Origin of the sequence: Collinsella sp. OM07-12, assembly GCF_003438275.1 — a bacterium.
Taxonomy (GTDB): Bacteria; Actinomycetota; Coriobacteriia; order Coriobacteriales; family Coriobacteriaceae; genus Collinsella.
In genome coordinates this window covers 99721-116163 of the sequence record NZ_QSTQ01000005.1, presented here as the reverse complement: position 1 = coordinate 116163, position 16443 = coordinate 99721, and the positions used below count along the sequence as shown (strand labels likewise).

Genomic DNA, 16443 nt, shown 5'->3' with positions numbered 1-16443 from the left:
CTATTTGCTCAATGTGTTCGGCTGAGATCGGAAATCAACCCGCGTGTCACAGCGGAGCTGATTCAGTTGAGATTGCCTGAACATTCCGCCCCTCTTTACGCCCTCGGGTATACTCAAAAGCTACTGATTCGATTTGATGCCCAGCAACAGCAGAGGGGATAGTATATGTGCGGTTTTGTCGGTTTTGTCGGTGGGACGGATAACCAATCCGAGGTGCTCACCAAGATGATGGACCGCATCGTCCATCGCGGTCCCGACATGGGCGGTCAGTTTATCGACGGCCGCGTTGCCCTCGGCTTCCGCCGCCTGTCGATCCTCGACCTGACCGAGGCTGGCGCCCAACCCATGGCCAACGAGGACGGTAGCGTCGTCATTGTCTTCAACGGTGAGATCTACAACTTCCAAGAACTCCGTTCCGAGCTCGAAGCCAAGGGCTACAAGTTCCATTGCGGCGCCGACACCGAGAGCCTCCTGCACGGCTACGAGGAGTGGGGCGAGGCCGTCCTCGATCGCCTGCGCGGTATGTACGCCTTCGTCATCTGGGACAAAAAGAAGAACAAGCTTTTTGGCGCCCGTGACATCTTTGGCATCAAGCCGCTTTACTACTATCCCATGTCCGATGCGGGCGACGGCGCTCCGGGCGTGCTCTTTGGCTCCGAGATCAAGAGCTTCCTAGACTACCCGCACTTCCACAAGGCGGTCAACAAAAAGGCTCTGCGTCCGTACATGACGCTGCAGTATTCGGCAACCGAGGAGACCTTCTTCGAGGGTGTCTACAAGCTGCCGCCGGCGCACTACTTTACCGTCGATATCCCGACCGGCAAGATGAACATCGAGCGCTACTGGGATTGCGATTACTCTGCCGTCGAGAAGCCGTTCGAAGAGTATGTCGATGAGCTGGACGAAGTCGTGCACGAGAGCGTCGAGGCCCATCGCATCGCCGACGTCAAGGTCGCGTCGTTCCTCTCCGGTGGCGTCGACTCCAGCTACATCGCCGCTTGCCTCATGCCCGACAAGACCTTCTCGGTGGGCTTTGACTACAAGAACTTCAACGAGACCAACTACGCCAAGGAGCTTTCCGATAAGCTCGGCGTCGAAAACGTTCGCAAGATGATTACCGCCGACGAGTTCTTCGGTGCGCTCGAGGACATCCAGTATCACATGGACGAGCCGCAGTCCAACCTGTCTTCCGTGCCGCTGTGGTTCTTGGCCGAGATGGCCCGCAAGGACGTCACCGTCGTGCTTTCGGGCGAAGGCGCCGACGAGCTCTTTGGCGGCTACGCCTACTACGAGGACACGGTCCCGGTGCGCAAGTACAAAAAGATGGTGCCGCTGCCCATCCGTCGCGCGCTCGGTAACCTGGCGCTGCATATGCCGTACTTCAAGGGACATAACTTCCTGGTCAAGGGTGCCGAGATCCCCGAGAAGTCGTTCCTGGGACAGGCTCTGGTATGGCCGGAGCGCGAGGTCGACGGCGTGCTCAAGCCCGAGTACAACACCGGCGATGGCGCCTTCGAGCTTGCCGCTCCCATCTATGCGCGCGTGAAGGGTCAGCCCGAGCTGGTCAAGAAGCAGTACCTGGACATGAACATGTGGCTCCCGGGCGACATTCTGCTCAAGGCCGACAAGATGTGCATGGCGCACTCGCTGGAGCTGCGCGTGCCCTTCCTGGACCGCAAAGTCATGGAGTTCGCCGAGCACATTCCCGACCGCTACCGCATCAACGAGAACGGCAACAAACAGGTACTCCGCCACGCTGCCAACAAGTCGCTGCCCGATGAGTGGGCCACCCGTCCCAAGGTGGGCTTCCCGGTGCCGATTATCTACTGGCTGCGCGAGCAAAAGTGGTACGACTATGTCAAGGAGTACTTCACCGCGCCGTGGGCAAGCGAGTTCTTCGATACCGACGAGCTCATGCACCTACTCGATCTGCACTTTGCGGGCAAGGGCGATTTCCAGCGCAAGATCTATACGCCGCTCGTGTTCTTGGTGTGGTACAAGCGCTTCTTTATCGACGAGGACCAGCCCACTGTTCAGGCTGCCTAGCCTCGGCTTACGAACGCCTGCGCGTAACGGCTCCTCCGGGAGCCGTTTTTGCGTGGGTGCGTTTCAGTTACTATAAAAACCGTCCCTGCCAAATGGCTGAGAAAGGTGAAAGATGCACCATTCGGATTCCGCGACCGTGACCACGGTCGATACGCTTGCCAAGCTTCTCGATGTGTGCGGCGAGCTGCGCGCATCAGAGCAGGTTGACGAGCGTGCCGTGACCGGCTGCTCGTTTGATTCGCGCGCGGTCTCGGCAGGTGACGTGTTCTTCTGCAAAGGTGCTGCCTTTAAGCCCGCGTTTTTGAGCATGGCGCTCGATGCTGGCGCCGTCGCATTTGTGTGCGAGGAGTCGCTGGTCGAGTCTCTGGAGCCGCTGGCGAAGGAGAGCGGTGCTGCGATGCTGGTTGTTGATAGCGTCCGCACGGCCATGGCCCTGTTGCCGCCGGAGGTCTACGACCGTCCCGACCACGACGTCAAGATCGTGGGCATCACCGGCACCAAGGGAAAGACCACGGCCGCTTTTATGCTCCAGTCCATCATCAAGGCGGCGGGCGAGTCCTGCGGCATGATCGGCTCGGTGAGTACCGACGATGGTATCGAGTGCTACGAGAGCACCAATACTACGCCCGAGGCCCCCGAGGTCTGGCGCCATATCGCCAACTGCCGCACGTCCGGTCGCCAGTCCATGGTCATGGAGGTCTCGAGCCAGGCGCTCAAGTACCAGCGCGTCGAGAACCTGCCGTTTGACGTGGCGTGCTTCCTCAACATCGGCCGCGACCACATCTCGCCGATCGAGCACCCGACCTTCGAGGATTATTTTGAGAGCAAACTCAGGATCTTTGACCAGGCAAAGACCGCCGTGGTGAATCTGGGCACCGAAGAGGTCGACCGTGTGCTGGAGGCAGCGTCGACGGCCGAGCGCTTGGTGACCGTTGGCGTCGAGCATCCCGAGGCAAGCCTGTGGGCGAGCGACGTACGCATGGTCGGCTTTAGCATCGAGTTCAACTTGCATGGCCTGTGTGCCGACGAGTCCGAGGCGGGGGAGAAGGTCCTGCTGGGTATCGCGGGAGACTTTAACGTGGAGAACGCGCTGGTCGCTATCGCCGCTGCGCGCGAGATCGGCATCGGTATCGATGCCATCAAGAAGGGCCTCTCCAAACTGCGTGTGCCGGGCCGTATGGAGGTCGTGGAGTCGAAGGACGGCCGCGTGATCTGCGTCGTTGACTATGCGCACAACCAGCTTTCGTTCCGTTCGCTTTTCTCGTCGGTCAAGCGCGCGTTTCCCGCCAGCCCCGTCATTGCGCTGTTTGGCGCCGCCGGCGGCAAGGCTCAGGAGCGCCGCGAGCAATTGCCACGCGAGGCCGCACCATATTCCGACCTGATGATCTTTACGAACGAGGATCCAGCTCACGAGGACCCGATGAAGGTCTGTCGCGAGCTTGCCGAACATGTTCCCGACGATACGCCGAACAAGATCATCCTCGATCGCGAAGCCGCTGTGCATGCGGCGTTCAAGGCGGCGCGCGAGGAGTACGTCAACCCCGATGCTCCCACCATTGTCTTGCTGCTGGCAAAGGGTGACGAGGAGCTCATGCACGTGGGCGACGAATTCGTGCCCATCGAGAGCGACCTTTCGCTGGCCAATCGCCTGATCGATGTTACCCAGTTTGACTAATGAACCATGATGGCGGCGGCGCCCTGAGTACGCTGTCGCCATAAGCGTGTTCCCTCAATCAAAACATGCCGTCCAAGTCCAAACCCTTCTACGTAAACGGAGTAACCATGTCCCACAACACCCTGCCGACCGTTGCCGAGCTTTCGGGCGAGATGCGCGAGCGCTTGGCCAAGGTTAAGTACGTCTTTACCGACCTGGACGCCACCATGCTCGCGCCCGGCTCGTGCGTGCTGCGCGACAACGACGGCAACCCCTCGACCAAACTCGTCGAGGCCGTCGTGGCGCTCGCTCGCGCTGGTATTCAGGTGGTTCCTACCTCGGGCCGCAACCGTACCATGATCCACGAGGACGCGCGCGTGCTTGGCCTCAACTCCTACATTGGTGAGATGGGCGGCCTGGTCATGTACGACCTCAAAGCCAACGATTGGGAGTATCTGACCGGCGACATGCCTTACGACCCCGCCTGTGGCCTTACTCCGCACCAGGTGATCGAGCAGACCGGCGTGTGCGAGAAGATCCTTGCCCGCTGGCCGCACAAGATCGAGTACCACAACGACATGTCGACCGGCTACAAATACCGTGAGGTCACCGTCGGCATGCGCGGCGATGTGCCCGACGATGAGGTCCAGGCCATCCTGGACGAGGCCGGCTGCGGTCTGATCTGGGCTTGCAACGGCCATCTGACTCACCTGTCCAAGCCGACGACGCTCGAGCTCGATCGCGTCGAGGACGGCCGGGCATTCAACATCAATCCCGCGGGCCTCAACAAAGGCGTCGCTATTGCGCGCTTCTGCGAGCACCTAGGGATCGAGCGCGAGGAGACGTTGGCGCTCGGCGATTCCGAGTCCGACTTTTACATGGCCGATCACGTGGGCACGTTCTGCCTGGTCGAGAATGGCCTGACGAGCGCCGGCGCGCCCGAGTTCCTGGCTGCTTGCGAGAACGCTTTCGTTACGCGCGGCAAGATTGTCGACGGCTGGGTGGCAACGGCTGAGCTGCTTGTTGCGGCCCGTTCATAGCGCGACGCATCACGCGTGGCCGCATTTTTCGAGAGAGAATCTGGTGAGGTAATGTCCGATATCGAGAATCTGGCCGGGGACACGCGCCCCATCGGCGTGTTCGACTCGGGCCTGGGCGGCCTGACGGTCGCACGGGCAATTGCCACGGCGCTTCCGCACGAGTCTGTTTACTACTTTGGCGATACTAAGCGCTGCCCTTACGGCACTCGCACCGAGGATGAGGTGCGCTCGTTTGCGCTGCAGGCGGGGCGCTGGCTTTCGAGGCACGACGTCAAGATTATGGTCATCGCCTGCAACACGGCAACGGCCGCGGCGTTGCGTCTGGCCCAGCAGGTGCTCGACGTTCCTGTGATCGGCGTGATCGCGCCGGGCGCGCGTGCGGCCATCAACAGCACCCGCACGCGCCGCGTGGGCGTGCTTGCCACTAACCTCACCATCCGTTCGGGTGCCTACACGCGCGCCATCCAAGACCTGGATGCCGGCGTGGACGTGTACGGCTGCCCTGCCTCGAGTTTTGTCGAGGTCGTCGAGCACGAGCTCGCGTCGGGTGCGCACCTGCAGGAGCAGTGGCTCGAGAACGAGGATATCTTTGATACGCCTGCCGTGCGCGCGCTGGTCGGCGCCACGGTCGAGCCGCTGCACGATCGCGGCATCGATACCGTGGTGCTTGGATGCACGCATTTTCCGCTGCTGGTGGGGCCCATTCGCCATGCACTGGGGTCCGGGGTGCGCGTGGTGAGTTCTGCCGAGGAAACCACCCGCGAGCTGACCGATATCCTCACGCGCCGCGAGCAGCTGGCGGGCGACGCCGCCGAGCCGCAGCATCGTTTTGCCACGACGGCCGATAACATTGCTGAGTTTGCGGTGGCGGGCAGCTTTATCTTTGGACAGCCGCTCAAGAGCATAGAACATATCGATATCGATGAGCTGAAATAGATGTAAGGCCACCGACCAAAGGCTCACTTTCACCTTTTGCCGAAAGGATATTTCTATGGAGTACATGCAGGTCAACCGCGCCAACGGCCGCGCCGCCGATGAGCTGCGCCCCGTTAAGCTCACCCGTGGCGTCATGAAGCACGCCCGCGGCTCGTGTTTGGCCGAGTTCGGCGACACGCGCGTGCTGTGCGCCGCTACTATCGAGGAGGGCGTGCCGGGCTGGCGCAAGGGCGCCAAGGCCGGTTGGGTAACGGCGGAGTACGCCATGCTACCGGCATCGACCGGCAAGCGCTGCAAGCGCGAGCACGCCAACCGCAAAGGCCGCTCCATGGAGATCGAGCGCCTCATTGGCCGTAGCCTGCGTACCGTCGTCAACATGAAGGCGCTCGGCGAGTACACCGTCACCGTCGACTGCGACGTGATCCAGGCCGATGGTGGTACACGTACGGCAAGCATTACCGGCGCCTGGGTGGCGCTGCACGACGCCCTCGCCATGTGGGTCGAGGCAGGCAAGATCGAGCGCATCCCGCTTACCGGCCAGGTGGCTGCCATCTCCATGGGCGTTGTCGACGGCAATACGCTGCTTGACCTCGATTATTCCGAGGACAGCCATGCCGAGGTCGACATGAACCTCGTCGCCACCGACACCGGTGAGATGATCGAGCTCCAGGGCACCGGCGAGCAGGCGCCCTTCGACCGCAAACGCCTCAACGCCCTGCTCGACCTGGGCGACAAGGGTATCGCCGAGCTCATCGAGCTCCAGCGCCAAGCCCTCGCCTAACCTGCCAAAAAGGGACAGGTTTATTTTGGTAGGTTTTATCTGCGGAGACGTCTAGACACAAGACTGCCGTTGATTGAGAGGGGAGAGGCTAAGGTCCTCGCCGTCCTCAACACGGCATTGCTATAGAGACAAGGAGACCACTCATGGCACTTGAGAAGATCGACATCGACACCCTCGACCCGGCGGCGACCATCGTCGTGGCAACCGGAAACGCTCATAAGCTCACCGAGATCGAGGCCATTTTGGGCAAGGTCATGCCCGAGGTGCGCTTTGTGGCGCTCGGCCAGCTGGGCGATTTTGAGGACCCCGAGGAAAACGGCATGACGTTTTTGGAGAACGCCATCATCAAGGCGCAGGCTGCCGTCGAAGAGACGGGGCTCATGGCCATTGCCGACGATTCGGGCCTGGTCGTTGACGCGCTGGACGGTGAGCCCGGTGTGTATAGCGCGCGCTACGCGGGCGTTCACGGCGACGATGCCGCCAACAATGCCAAGCTGCTCGTTAACCTGGAAGGCGTGGCTGACGAGGACCGCACCGCGCGCTTTATGAGCGTCGTTGCGCTTATCGACACGGACGGTTTGGTCACCTATGGTGAGGGCGCCTGCGAGGGCGTTATCGCACACGAGGGCCGCGGCGATCACGGCTTTGGCTACGACCCGCTGTTCCTGCCGGTCGACACGCCGGGCAAGACCATGGCTGAGCTGACGGCGGACGAGAAGAACGCCATCAGTCATCGTTTCCACGCGCTTGAGCATCTGTCCGCCAAACTGACGGGCGAGGAGTAGGCTGTGCGTGCGGTGGTTCAGCGCGTGCTCAACGCCGGCGTGACGGTCGACGGCGAGTGCGTGGGCAAAATTGGGCGCGGCTATCTGGTGCTGCTGGGCGTGGGCCACGGCGACACGCGCGCCGAGGCCGATAAGCTGTGGGGCAAGCTCCGGGGCTTGCGCATTAACGAGGACGAGAACGGCAAGACCAACCTGGCACTTGCCGATGTCGACGGCGAGGTGCTCGTGGTGTCGCAGTTCACGCTGTTCGCCGATTGCCGTCACGGCCGCCGCCCATCGTTTACCGATGCAGGCGCCCCCGATGTCGCCAACGAGCTTTACGAGTACTTTTTGACGCTCGTTGCCCAAGATGTCGAGCACGTGGCACATGGCATCTTTGGCGCCGACATGAAGGTCGACCTGGTCAACGATGGCCCGTTCACCATCGTCCTGGACACGGACAACCTTTAGGTTACTCGGTTTTACCAAACCGCGTAACAACTGGTCATGCGAGGTTGTCGTCTGGTACGTATTTGGGACGGGGCTTATTTAGCTACTTGCGTGTGGTGGCAGCAGGGTGCTATAGTATTAGAGTTTTGTCTATCTTAGGGGTATTATCCCCTTTTTGAATTGCACCTTCTGGAGGCCCTGTTCATGGAAGAGATGGAAGTCAATCACGTCGACGACATCCACGAGAAGCTGACCGATATGGTGGGCGATCGCGTCAAGGTTAAGGCCAACATGGGCCGCACCCGCGTCGTCGAGCGCATGGGCACCATCAAGAGCGTCCACCCCGCCGTCTTTATCGTCGAGGTTGACGAGCGTCGCGGCCGCAAGTCGCGTCAGTCATATCAGTATATCGATGTCCTCACCGGTCAGGTTGAGCTGTTCGACCCCGAGAGCGGCGAGCATATCTTTACCCCGCTCGGCAATCAGCTCGAGGAGCATTAACGGTGACCGATCGGTCCCTGACTCTTTCCGCGCCGGCAAAGATTAACCTTTACCTGGGGGTTCATACCGAGCGCGATGACCGCGGCTACCACAGGGTCGATTCCCTGATGGCAGCCGTCGGTCTTTCCGATACCGTGACGGTCACGCCGGCACAGGCGCTGACCGTCCAGACGGTTCCGGCATCAGATTTTCCCATGCAAAAGAATACGGCGTATCGGGCTGCGGTTGCTATGGCCGAGCATTATGGTCGCGAGGCAAACATCTACGTGACGATTGAGAAGCACATTCCATTGTGCGCCGGCTTGGGCGGCCCCTCGACGGATGCGGCCGCGGTCATTGTCGCCTTGGCGGAGCTCTGGGGAATTGATCGCACCGATTCCACGCTCGACGACATTGCACGGGGCATTGGTGCTGACGTCCCGTTCTTTTTGCACGCGAGCCCTGCGTTCTACGTGGGTGGGGGAGACGTGCTGGCAACCGAGTACCCCGTGCTGCCCGCGACACCCGTCGTGCTGGTCAAGCCGCGGGAGGCGAGCGTTTCGACAATTGAAGCCTATCGACGTTTTGACGAGGCCCCGGTGCCTGCGGACAAGCCCGGCGCGATGGCTTCTGCCTTGCGTGCTGGTGATGCCGAGACGGCATATGCGCTCATCCATAACAACCTGGGTGTCATTTCCGCACAGATGGAGCCGCAGATTCAAACGGTTCTCGATTGGCTGCATAAACAGGACGGCGCCGTTGCTGTAGATGTGTGCGGATCGGGCGCCTGCTCGTTTGCCATTTGCGACACCGCCGCCACGGCCGAAAGGCTTGCCGGCGCTGCCCAGCAAAATGGCTGGTGGGCCTGCGCAACGGAGCTCATTTCCAACACGGTTCAGATCGACGCGCCAAAGAAATAAAAAATTATCTAGCACGTGGCGGAAATCTTTGTTACTATAGTCGAGCTAACGGGTTGTGGCTCAGTTTGGTAGAGCACTGCGTTCGGGACGCAGGGGTCGCTGGTTCAAATCCAGTCAACCCGACCAGAGCATGAGGAGGGACCGCTTCTTGCGGTCCCTTTTTTTAGCTATTGTTGTGATACCGCGATACCCGCGGTATACTCATTCGAGCTTGTCTCGCTGTATTGTGGAGGTCTACATGTTTGGACTGAGGGCTCCTGAGCTCATCATTATTCTCGTCGTTGTCCTGATTATCTTCGGGCCCAAGAACCTGCCGAAGCTCGGCAAGTCCCTCGGCTCTACCGTCAAGAATATCCGCGAGGGTATGGAGGGCGACGATAAGGCCGAGACCAAGCAGGCCGAGGAGGTCGTGGTCGAGCAGTCCGAGGAGGACAAGGAGATCGCTGAGCTCGAGGCCAAGCTCGCTGCTGCCAAGAAGAAGCAGGCAGAGGACAGCGACGCGGACGCAGAGTAGTTCCATCCCTTTGGGGTGAGCACCTGACCGGCTTGCCCGCAGGCTAGCCGGTCTTTTTTGTTTTGTTGACAGTTGATTGTTTGATCAGAGTTGGGGAGATATCCGTATGGACGCAAGCCAGATCGTACTGACCGCTGAGGGCCGCCAGAAGCTCGTCGAGGAGCTCGCTTGGCGTGAGGGCGATTACGCCAAGGAGATCGTCGAGGACATCAAGGAAGCCCGCGCGTTCGGCGACCTTTCGGAGAACTCCGAGTACGATGCCGCCAAGGACAAGCAGGCCCAGAACGCCGCTCGTATTGCCGAGATCCAGGCCATCCTCGCCAACGCTCAGGTTGCTGCCACCACGGGCGATCTGACCGTCTCCATCGGTTCCACCGTTTCTCTGATTGATCCCAACGGTGAGGTCATGGAAGTCACGCTCGTCGGTACCACCGAGACCAACTCGCTCGAGCACAAGATTTCCAACGAGTCTCCGGTTGGCCATGCCATCATCGGTCACGGCGAGGGCGACTCCGTCGAGGTCGTTACGCCTTCCGGCAAGACTCGCGTCTACACCATCGCCAAGATCGCACGCTAGACCACGGTCCCGCGTAAAGCTATGTTTTCGCTCCCTGGGACCGAATCCTGGGGAGCGTTTTAATTTGAGGAGCTAACTTATGGCAGAGAACCAGAACGCCGCCGATCAGGCATCGACGCTCAACGACGAGCGCGCCACCCGCCTGGCCAAGCGCGCCGCCCTGTTCGAGGCGGGCCAGAACCCTTATCCCGAGCACTCTGAGCTTGAGGACTACGTCGCCGATATCGAGGCTAAGTACGCCGGGCTTGCCGATGGCGAGGACACCGAGGACGTCGTGAAGATCGCCGGCCGCGTGGTCGCCAAGCGCGGTCAGGGCAAGATCATGTTCATCGTCGTGCGCGATGCGACTGCCGAGATTCAGCTGTTCTGTCGCATCAACGACATGGACGAGGCTACCTGGAATACGCTCAAGGCCCTCGACCTAGGTGACATCCTGGGCGTGACCGGCGTGGTCGTGCGCACTCAGCGCGGCCAGCTTTCCGTTGCCCCAAAGAGCGCGACCCTGCTTTCCAAGGCCGTTCGCCCGCTGCCCGAGAAGTTCCACGGTCTTTCCGACAAGGAGACCCGCTATCGTCAGCGCTATGTTGACCTGATCGCCAACGACGACGTTCGCGAGACCTTCCGCAAGCGCTCACAGATTCTCTCCACCTTCCGCCGCTTTATGGAAGCCGACGGCTACATGGAGGTCGAGACCCCGATCCTGCAGACCATCCAGGGCGGCGCCACGGCTAAGCCGTTCATTACCCACTTCAACGCGCTCGATCAGGAGTGCTACCTGCGTATTGCCACCGAGCTCCACCTCAAGCGCTGCATCGTCGGTGGTTTTGAGCGCGTGTTCGAGATCGGCCGCATCTTCCGTAACGAGGGCATGGACCTTACCCACAACCCCGAGTTCACCACGATGGAGGCCTACCGTGCCTTCTCAGACCTCGAGGGCATGAAGGCGCTCGCCCAGGGTGTCATTAAGGCGGCTAACAAGGCCATCGGCAACCCCGAGGTCATCGAGTACCAGGGCCAGACCATCGACCTTTCTGGTGAGTGGGCCAGCCGTCCCATGACCGACATCGTCTCCGACGTGCTCGGCAAGCAGGTCACCATCGACACGCCGGTCGAGGAGCTTGCTGCCGCCGCGCGCGAGAAGGGCCTGGAGATCAAGCCCGAGTGGACTGCCGGCAAGATTATCGCCGAGATCTACGATGAGCTGGGCGAGGACACCATCGTCAACCCGACCTTCGTGTGCGATTACCCCATCGAGGTCAGCCCGCTCGCTAAGCGTTTTGAGGACGACCCGCGTTTGACTCACCGCTTTGAGCTGGTCATCGCCGGCCACGAGTACGCCAACGCATTCTCCGAGCTCAACGACCCGGTCGACCAGGCTGAGCGCTTTGCTGCCCAGATGGCCGAGAAGGCCGGCGGCGACGATGAGGCTATGGAGTATGACGAGGACTACGTGCGCGCCCTCGAGTACGGTATGCCTCCCGCGGGCGGCATCGGCATCGGTATCGACCGCGTGGTCATGCTGCTTACCAACCAGGCTTCCATCCGCGACGTGCTGCTGTTCCCGCACATGAAGCCCGAGAAGGGTTTCCAGTCCGGTGCCGCTGCTGCCAAGGCTGCCGAGGCCGGCAACGCCGCGAGCCCGTTTGTCAAGCCGCTCAAGCCCACGGTTGATTATTCCAAGATTGCCGTTGAGCCGCTGTTTGAGGAGTTCGTCGACTTTGATACCTTCTCCAAGAGCGACTTCCGCGCCGTGAAGGTCAAGGCATGCGAGGCCGTCAAGAAGTCCAAGAAGCTGCTGAACTTTACGCTCGACGACGGCACCGGCACCGACCGTACCATCCTCTCCGGCATTCATGGCTACTATGAGCCCGAGGACCTGGTCGGTAAGACGCTGCTCGCCATCACCAATCTGCCTCCGCGCAAGATGATGGGCATCCCCAGCTGCGGCATGCTCATCAGTGCCATCCACGAGGAGGAGGGCGAGGAGCGCCTCAACCTGATCCAGCTCGACGCCTCCATCCCCGCCGGCGCAAAGATGTATTAAGAGTTACGCGGTTCTACGAACCGCGTAATCAGTTGACGCTACGCGCCACCCAGGGCGACAATTTGTCATTCAAAAGGCAAGGCATGACCAGAAGGTCTATGCCTTGCCTTTTTCATGCCAACTTGTTCGTCCTGGACGTCGCTCGCTGTTGGTCCCATTACATTGGCGTTGCCATTGTTGTTGAGTAGTCGTTGGGGACGTTCTTAAACGACTGGTTATTTAAGAACGTCCAACGACTACAACGCACGAGAGTGGATAATCTCCCACTTTTGGCGCGTATGCGGACTTAAAACGGGAGATTATCCACTCTCGTGGAATGGGTGTCCGATAATCCACGCTCGTTGGGCCGATGCGGGCGCATCTGCCGTCCTGCGCGAATGACTCGGCATCTTCATAAACCCAACGCTTACGAAGCGCATGCGTTTCGTGCTAGGCTGGTTCCACCACATAAGTAGTCGCAGACGCACGTAACACGGGCGGGCGAGATGAAGTCCCAACAGCTCCATCTCGCCCGCCCGTTTTTGTTGGCGGCGCCGCGACGCAACACAGAGAGGAATCTGCCCTTTATGCCTATCAACAAACGAGAGAGCTTGCTGTTCACCTTTATCATGTGCTTTTGCATGGCGCTCTGGATGAGCATCTACAACGTTGCCCTGCAGAATGGGGCCATCAACGGCGAGGTTGTTGCCGCCGCGTGGCTCGGCTTCCCCGTTGCCTACATTTTTACCATGTGCTGCGACTGGTTTGTTGCCAGCCCCCTTGCCAAGGGTTTCGCCTTTAAATTCCTGGTCACGCCAGGCAAGAGCTCGCCGCTTGCCATGACGCTCGCCGTTAGCTCCTGCATGGTCGTTCCTATGGTCATCATCATGTCGCTCTACGGTGCGTGTGAGGGCCTGTTCCACATGCCCGGCGGCCCGCTCGCCAACCTGCAGATGCTGCCGATGATGTGGCTCATCAACATCCCGCGCAACTTTGTCATGGCCCTGCCTTGGAATCTGCTGGTGGCCGGCCCGGTTGCTCGCTATGTCTTCCGTCGAGCCTTCCCCATGGGCACGGTTTTTGAGGAGCAGCATATGGAGCTCGTGCGTATGCCGGGCGCTCCCGCTGCCGATGCAGTCAATGACGTTGCCGAGAGCATGGACGTTGAGCCCGTCTGCTAGACAGCAGCGCAAAACCAAACCGCCAAGCGGACCAGAGCGATTCCTTTTTTGTAGACGTTGTCGCGCGGCTACGGGTGGGAAAGGTCCCAACGGTTAACATATACTCCATATGGGTAAAGAGACCAAAGCGCCGCCACGAGTGGCGCTTTGCGTTTGAAAAACTAGCTCGTCTAAGAGGAACTAGCATGTTAGACCGTTTTACCGATCGCGCGCGCAAGGTCATGTCCATGGCCAAGCAGGAGGCGCTCGATCTTCATTCAAATAAGGTGGGTACCGAGCATCTGCTGCTCGCGCTTGCCAAGGAGGACGAGGGCATTGCCGCCGAGGCACTGCGCTCGCTCGATATCTCCTACGATGACATCATGGATACCCTCAAAGAGGTCCAGACCACGGTTCCCGAGCCCAGCGAGGAGACCGAGGCTGCCAAGCTCGCCTTTACGCCGCTCGTCATCAGCGTGATGGAGCGTTCATTCCGCGTGGCGCGTGAGAACAACCAGACCTACGTGTCGACCGAGCACTTGCTGATCGGCATCGTCGAAGAGGGCAACGGCATGGCCATGGACATCCTCATGCGCCTGGGCGTGTCGTCTGCTTCCATCAAGAAGGCCATCGAGAAGCTTACCGCCAAGGACCAGGACAAGAAGCGCCCGCTCGCTGGCGCCGGTGCCGGGCGTCCCGGTGCGGGTCTGCCGTTCTTTAGCGGCTCGGACGCCTCACAGCAAAAGGGGAGCGGCACCGACACGCTCAAGCAGTTCGCCACCAACCTCACACAGAAGGCGCGCGACGGCAAGCTCGATCCGGTGATTGGTCGCGAAAAAGAAGTCCAGCGCATGATGGAGATCCTTTCGCGCCGCACCAAGAACAACCCGCTTATCCTGGGCGACCCCGGCGTGGGCAAGACGGCCATCGTCGAGGGCCTGGCACAGCAGATCGCCGCCGGTAACGTGCCCGAGAACCTTATGAACCAGAACATCTGGACGCTCGACCTGCCGGGCCTTGTTGCGGGTGCTAAATATCGCGGTGAGTTTGAGGAGCGCCTCAAGAACGTGATCCAGGAGGCGACCGAAGCCGACGACGTCATCCTGTTTATCGACGAGATGCACACCATCATCGGTGCCGGCTCCGCCGAGGGCTCCATCGACGCGAGCTCCATGCTCAAGCCCGTGCTTGCGCGCGGTGCCTTCCAGATTATCGGCGCCACCACGGCCGAGGAATTCCGCAAGTACCTCACCAAGGACCCGGCCTTCGAGCGTCGCTTCCAGACTATCGATGTCGAGGAGCCGAGCGTTGAGGACACGGTTAAGATTCTGACCGCGCTCAAGCCGCGCTACGAGGAGCACCACCATGTGCGCTATACGCAGGGTGCTATCGAGGCCGCCGCGAACCTTTCCAACCGCTACATCCAGGATCGCTTCCTGCCCGATAAGGCCATCGACCTCATCGACGAGGCCGGTGCCCGCGCTCGCATCGCCGCGAATCGCGCGCCCGAGCCGGTGCGCGAGGCCGAGCATCGCATCGAGGAGCTCAAGGCTGCCGCACAGGAGGCCACGGAGAGCGACGACATGAACAAGGCCGCCGAGATCACCGAGCAGCAGAAGGCTGCCGAGATTGAACTCGCCGAGGCCAAGGCTGCCTGGACCGCCGAGCTCGACGCCAGCCCGCTCACCATCGACGTGAGTCAGATTGCCGACATTGTGTCCGTGACTTCGGGCGTACCGGTTTCCTCGCTCACCGAGAGCGAGAGCCGTCGCCTGCTGCAGACCGAAAGCGTGCTCAAGACTCGCATCATCGGCCAGGATGAGGCAGTCGAGGCCGTCGCCAAGGCAGTGCGCCGCAGCCGTTCGCCGCTCAAGGACCCGCGTCGCCCCGGCGGCAGCTTTATCTTCCTGGGTCCCACCGGCACGGGCAAGACCGAGCTCGCCAAGACGCTCGCCGAGTACCTCTTTGGCAGCAAGGACGCGCTCATCAGCTTTGACATGTCGGAGTTCGGTAGCGAGTTCGAGGTCTCCAAGCTCATCGGTAGCCCTCCGGGTTACGTGGGCCATGACGAGGGCGGCCAGCTCACCAAGGCCGTGCGCCGTCACCCGTACTCGGTTGTGCTGTTCGACGAGATCGAGAAGGCGCACCCCGACATCTTCAACATTCTGTTGCAGGTGCTGGAGGAGGGTCGTCTGACCGATAGCCAGGGCAAGACGGTCGACTTCCGCAACACGGTGATCATCATGACGTCCAACGTGGGCGCCCGCGAGATCGCACAGGATGCGAGCGTTGGCTTTGGCACCACCGGCGAGCAGGGTCTCACGTCGAGTGAGATCAAGGGCCGCGCGATGGGCGAGCTCAAGCGCCTGTTCCGCCCCGAGCTGCTCAACCGTATCGACGACATTGTGGTGTTCCAGAAGCTCTCGGGCGAGAATCTCACCAAGATCGCGCACCTGCTGGTGGACGATCTGCGCCAGCGTCTGATCGCAAACGGCATGAACATCAAGCTCACCGATGCGGCCTACGACAAGATCGTGGCCGAGGGCACTGACCTCACCAACGGCGCACGTCCGCTGCGCCGTGCTATTCAAAAGCTCATCGAGGACCCGCTGTCCGAGGAGCTTCTGGCCGGCGAGTGGGGCGAGGGCGATACCGTCCTGTGCGACGTGGCCGATGGCAAGTTTGTCTTTAGCCACGGCAGGGGCGAGATCCCGGCACCGCGTCCGGCGGGCACGCTCGGTGGCGATTCCGCCCCGGCGGCACCGCACATCGGCAACGCCGCGCCTGTGAGCAGTGGCGTGAGCTCGGGCCCCGGCGGCATGATGCAAGCCGGTTCCGGCGCGCTGTAGGGCGTAACAAAAACCTCGTGTCCACGAGGGCGTTCCAAAGGAGCGCCCTTTTTCTGTTGGAAAGGCCCCTTCGTTCAAGGTAAATCTCATTAAACATACCAACGGCGTATGCATAAACGCTGATCAAGTGTTGAGGTTGATTGAAGGCTCCAACGTCCCTTTGGCACTGCCCGTCTAAGATGCTTTATCTTGATAAAGTGGCGTTTCCTCACCGTTAGCCGATGATGCAAGGGCGCTCGGCGTTTTCGA

At 60.7% G+C, this 16443-nt stretch carries 14 protein-coding genes and 1 tRNA gene; all 15 read left to right on the top strand.

The window, feature by feature from the left end; all coding sequences use genetic code 11:
- Positions 1-165 precede the first annotated feature (165 nt).
- Positions 166-2046: an asparagine synthase (glutamine-hydrolyzing) gene (gene asnB / locus DXB98_RS03065; RefSeq protein WP_117743108.1), complete on the top strand. Its 1881-nt coding sequence runs from the start codon at positions 166-168 to the stop codon at positions 2044-2046.
- 112 nt (positions 2047-2158) lie between these two features.
- Positions 2159-3721 (top strand): Mur ligase family protein, encoded by a 1563-nt coding sequence (locus tag DXB98_RS03060; protein WP_117743107.1) that lies wholly within the window; start codon positions 2159-2161, stop codon positions 3719-3721.
- 107 nt (positions 3722-3828) lie between these two features.
- Entirely contained in the window at positions 3829-4740 is a 912-nt protein-coding gene (locus DXB98_RS03055) for an HAD family hydrolase (protein WP_117743106.1), read from the top strand.
- Positions 4741-4791: 51 nt separating this feature from the next.
- Entirely contained in the window at positions 4792-5676 is an 885-nt protein-coding gene (gene murI / locus DXB98_RS03050) for a glutamate racemase (RefSeq protein ID WP_117743105.1), read from the top strand.
- A gap of 55 nt (positions 5677-5731) precedes the next feature.
- The gene (gene rph / locus DXB98_RS03045; RefSeq protein WP_117743104.1) at positions 5732-6457 is read left to right on the top strand and encodes a ribonuclease PH; all 726 of its coding nucleotides are present in this window, start codon (positions 5732-5734) and stop codon (positions 6455-6457) included.
- 143 nt (positions 6458-6600) lie between these two features.
- A complete protein-coding gene (rdgB, locus tag DXB98_RS03040) occupies positions 6601-7242 on the top strand; it encodes an RdgB/HAM1 family non-canonical purine NTP pyrophosphatase (RefSeq protein WP_117743103.1) in 642 nt (213 codons plus the stop codon).
- 3 nt (positions 7243-7245) lie between these two features.
- Positions 7246-7692 carry a D-aminoacyl-tRNA deacylase gene (gene dtd, locus DXB98_RS03035; RefSeq protein WP_117734288.1) on the top strand — a complete coding sequence of 149 codons (447 nt, stop codon included), beginning with the start codon at positions 7246-7248 and terminating at the stop codon, positions 7690-7692.
- Between the two features lie 183 nt (positions 7693-7875).
- Positions 7876-8172, top strand: coding sequence for a Veg family protein (locus DXB98_RS03030; protein ID WP_006234957.1), 297 nt, complete (start codon positions 7876-7878; stop codon positions 8170-8172).
- A gap of 2 nt (positions 8173-8174) precedes the next feature.
- Entirely contained in the window at positions 8175-9071 is an 897-nt protein-coding gene (gene ispE, locus DXB98_RS03025) for a 4-(cytidine 5'-diphospho)-2-C-methyl-D-erythritol kinase (protein WP_233505071.1), read from the top strand.
- Positions 9072-9120: 49 nt separating this feature from the next.
- Positions 9121-9197, top strand: a tRNA-Pro gene (locus DXB98_RS03020).
- A gap of 112 nt (positions 9198-9309) precedes the next feature.
- Positions 9310-9585, top strand: coding sequence for a twin-arginine translocase TatA/TatE family subunit (tatA, locus tag DXB98_RS03015; RefSeq protein WP_022094895.1), 276 nt, complete (start codon positions 9310-9312; stop codon positions 9583-9585).
- A 106-nt stretch (positions 9586-9691) separates the two neighbouring features.
- A complete protein-coding gene (gene greA, locus DXB98_RS03010) occupies positions 9692-10162 on the top strand; it encodes a transcription elongation factor GreA (RefSeq protein WP_006234960.1) in 471 nt (156 codons plus the stop codon).
- Positions 10163-10241: 79 nt separating this feature from the next.
- Positions 10242-12206 (top strand): lysine--tRNA ligase, encoded by a 1965-nt coding sequence (lysS, locus tag DXB98_RS03005; RefSeq protein ID WP_117743102.1) that lies wholly within the window; start codon positions 10242-10244, stop codon positions 12204-12206.
- Between the two features lie 566 nt (positions 12207-12772).
- The gene (locus DXB98_RS03000; RefSeq protein WP_117743101.1) at positions 12773-13366 is read left to right on the top strand and encodes a DUF2798 domain-containing protein; all 594 of its coding nucleotides are present in this window, start codon (positions 12773-12775) and stop codon (positions 13364-13366) included.
- Between the two features lie 185 nt (positions 13367-13551).
- Entirely contained in the window at positions 13552-16194 is a 2643-nt protein-coding gene (locus tag DXB98_RS02995; protein ID WP_117743100.1) for an ATP-dependent Clp protease ATP-binding subunit, read from the top strand.
- Positions 16195-16443: the final 249 nt, after the last annotated feature.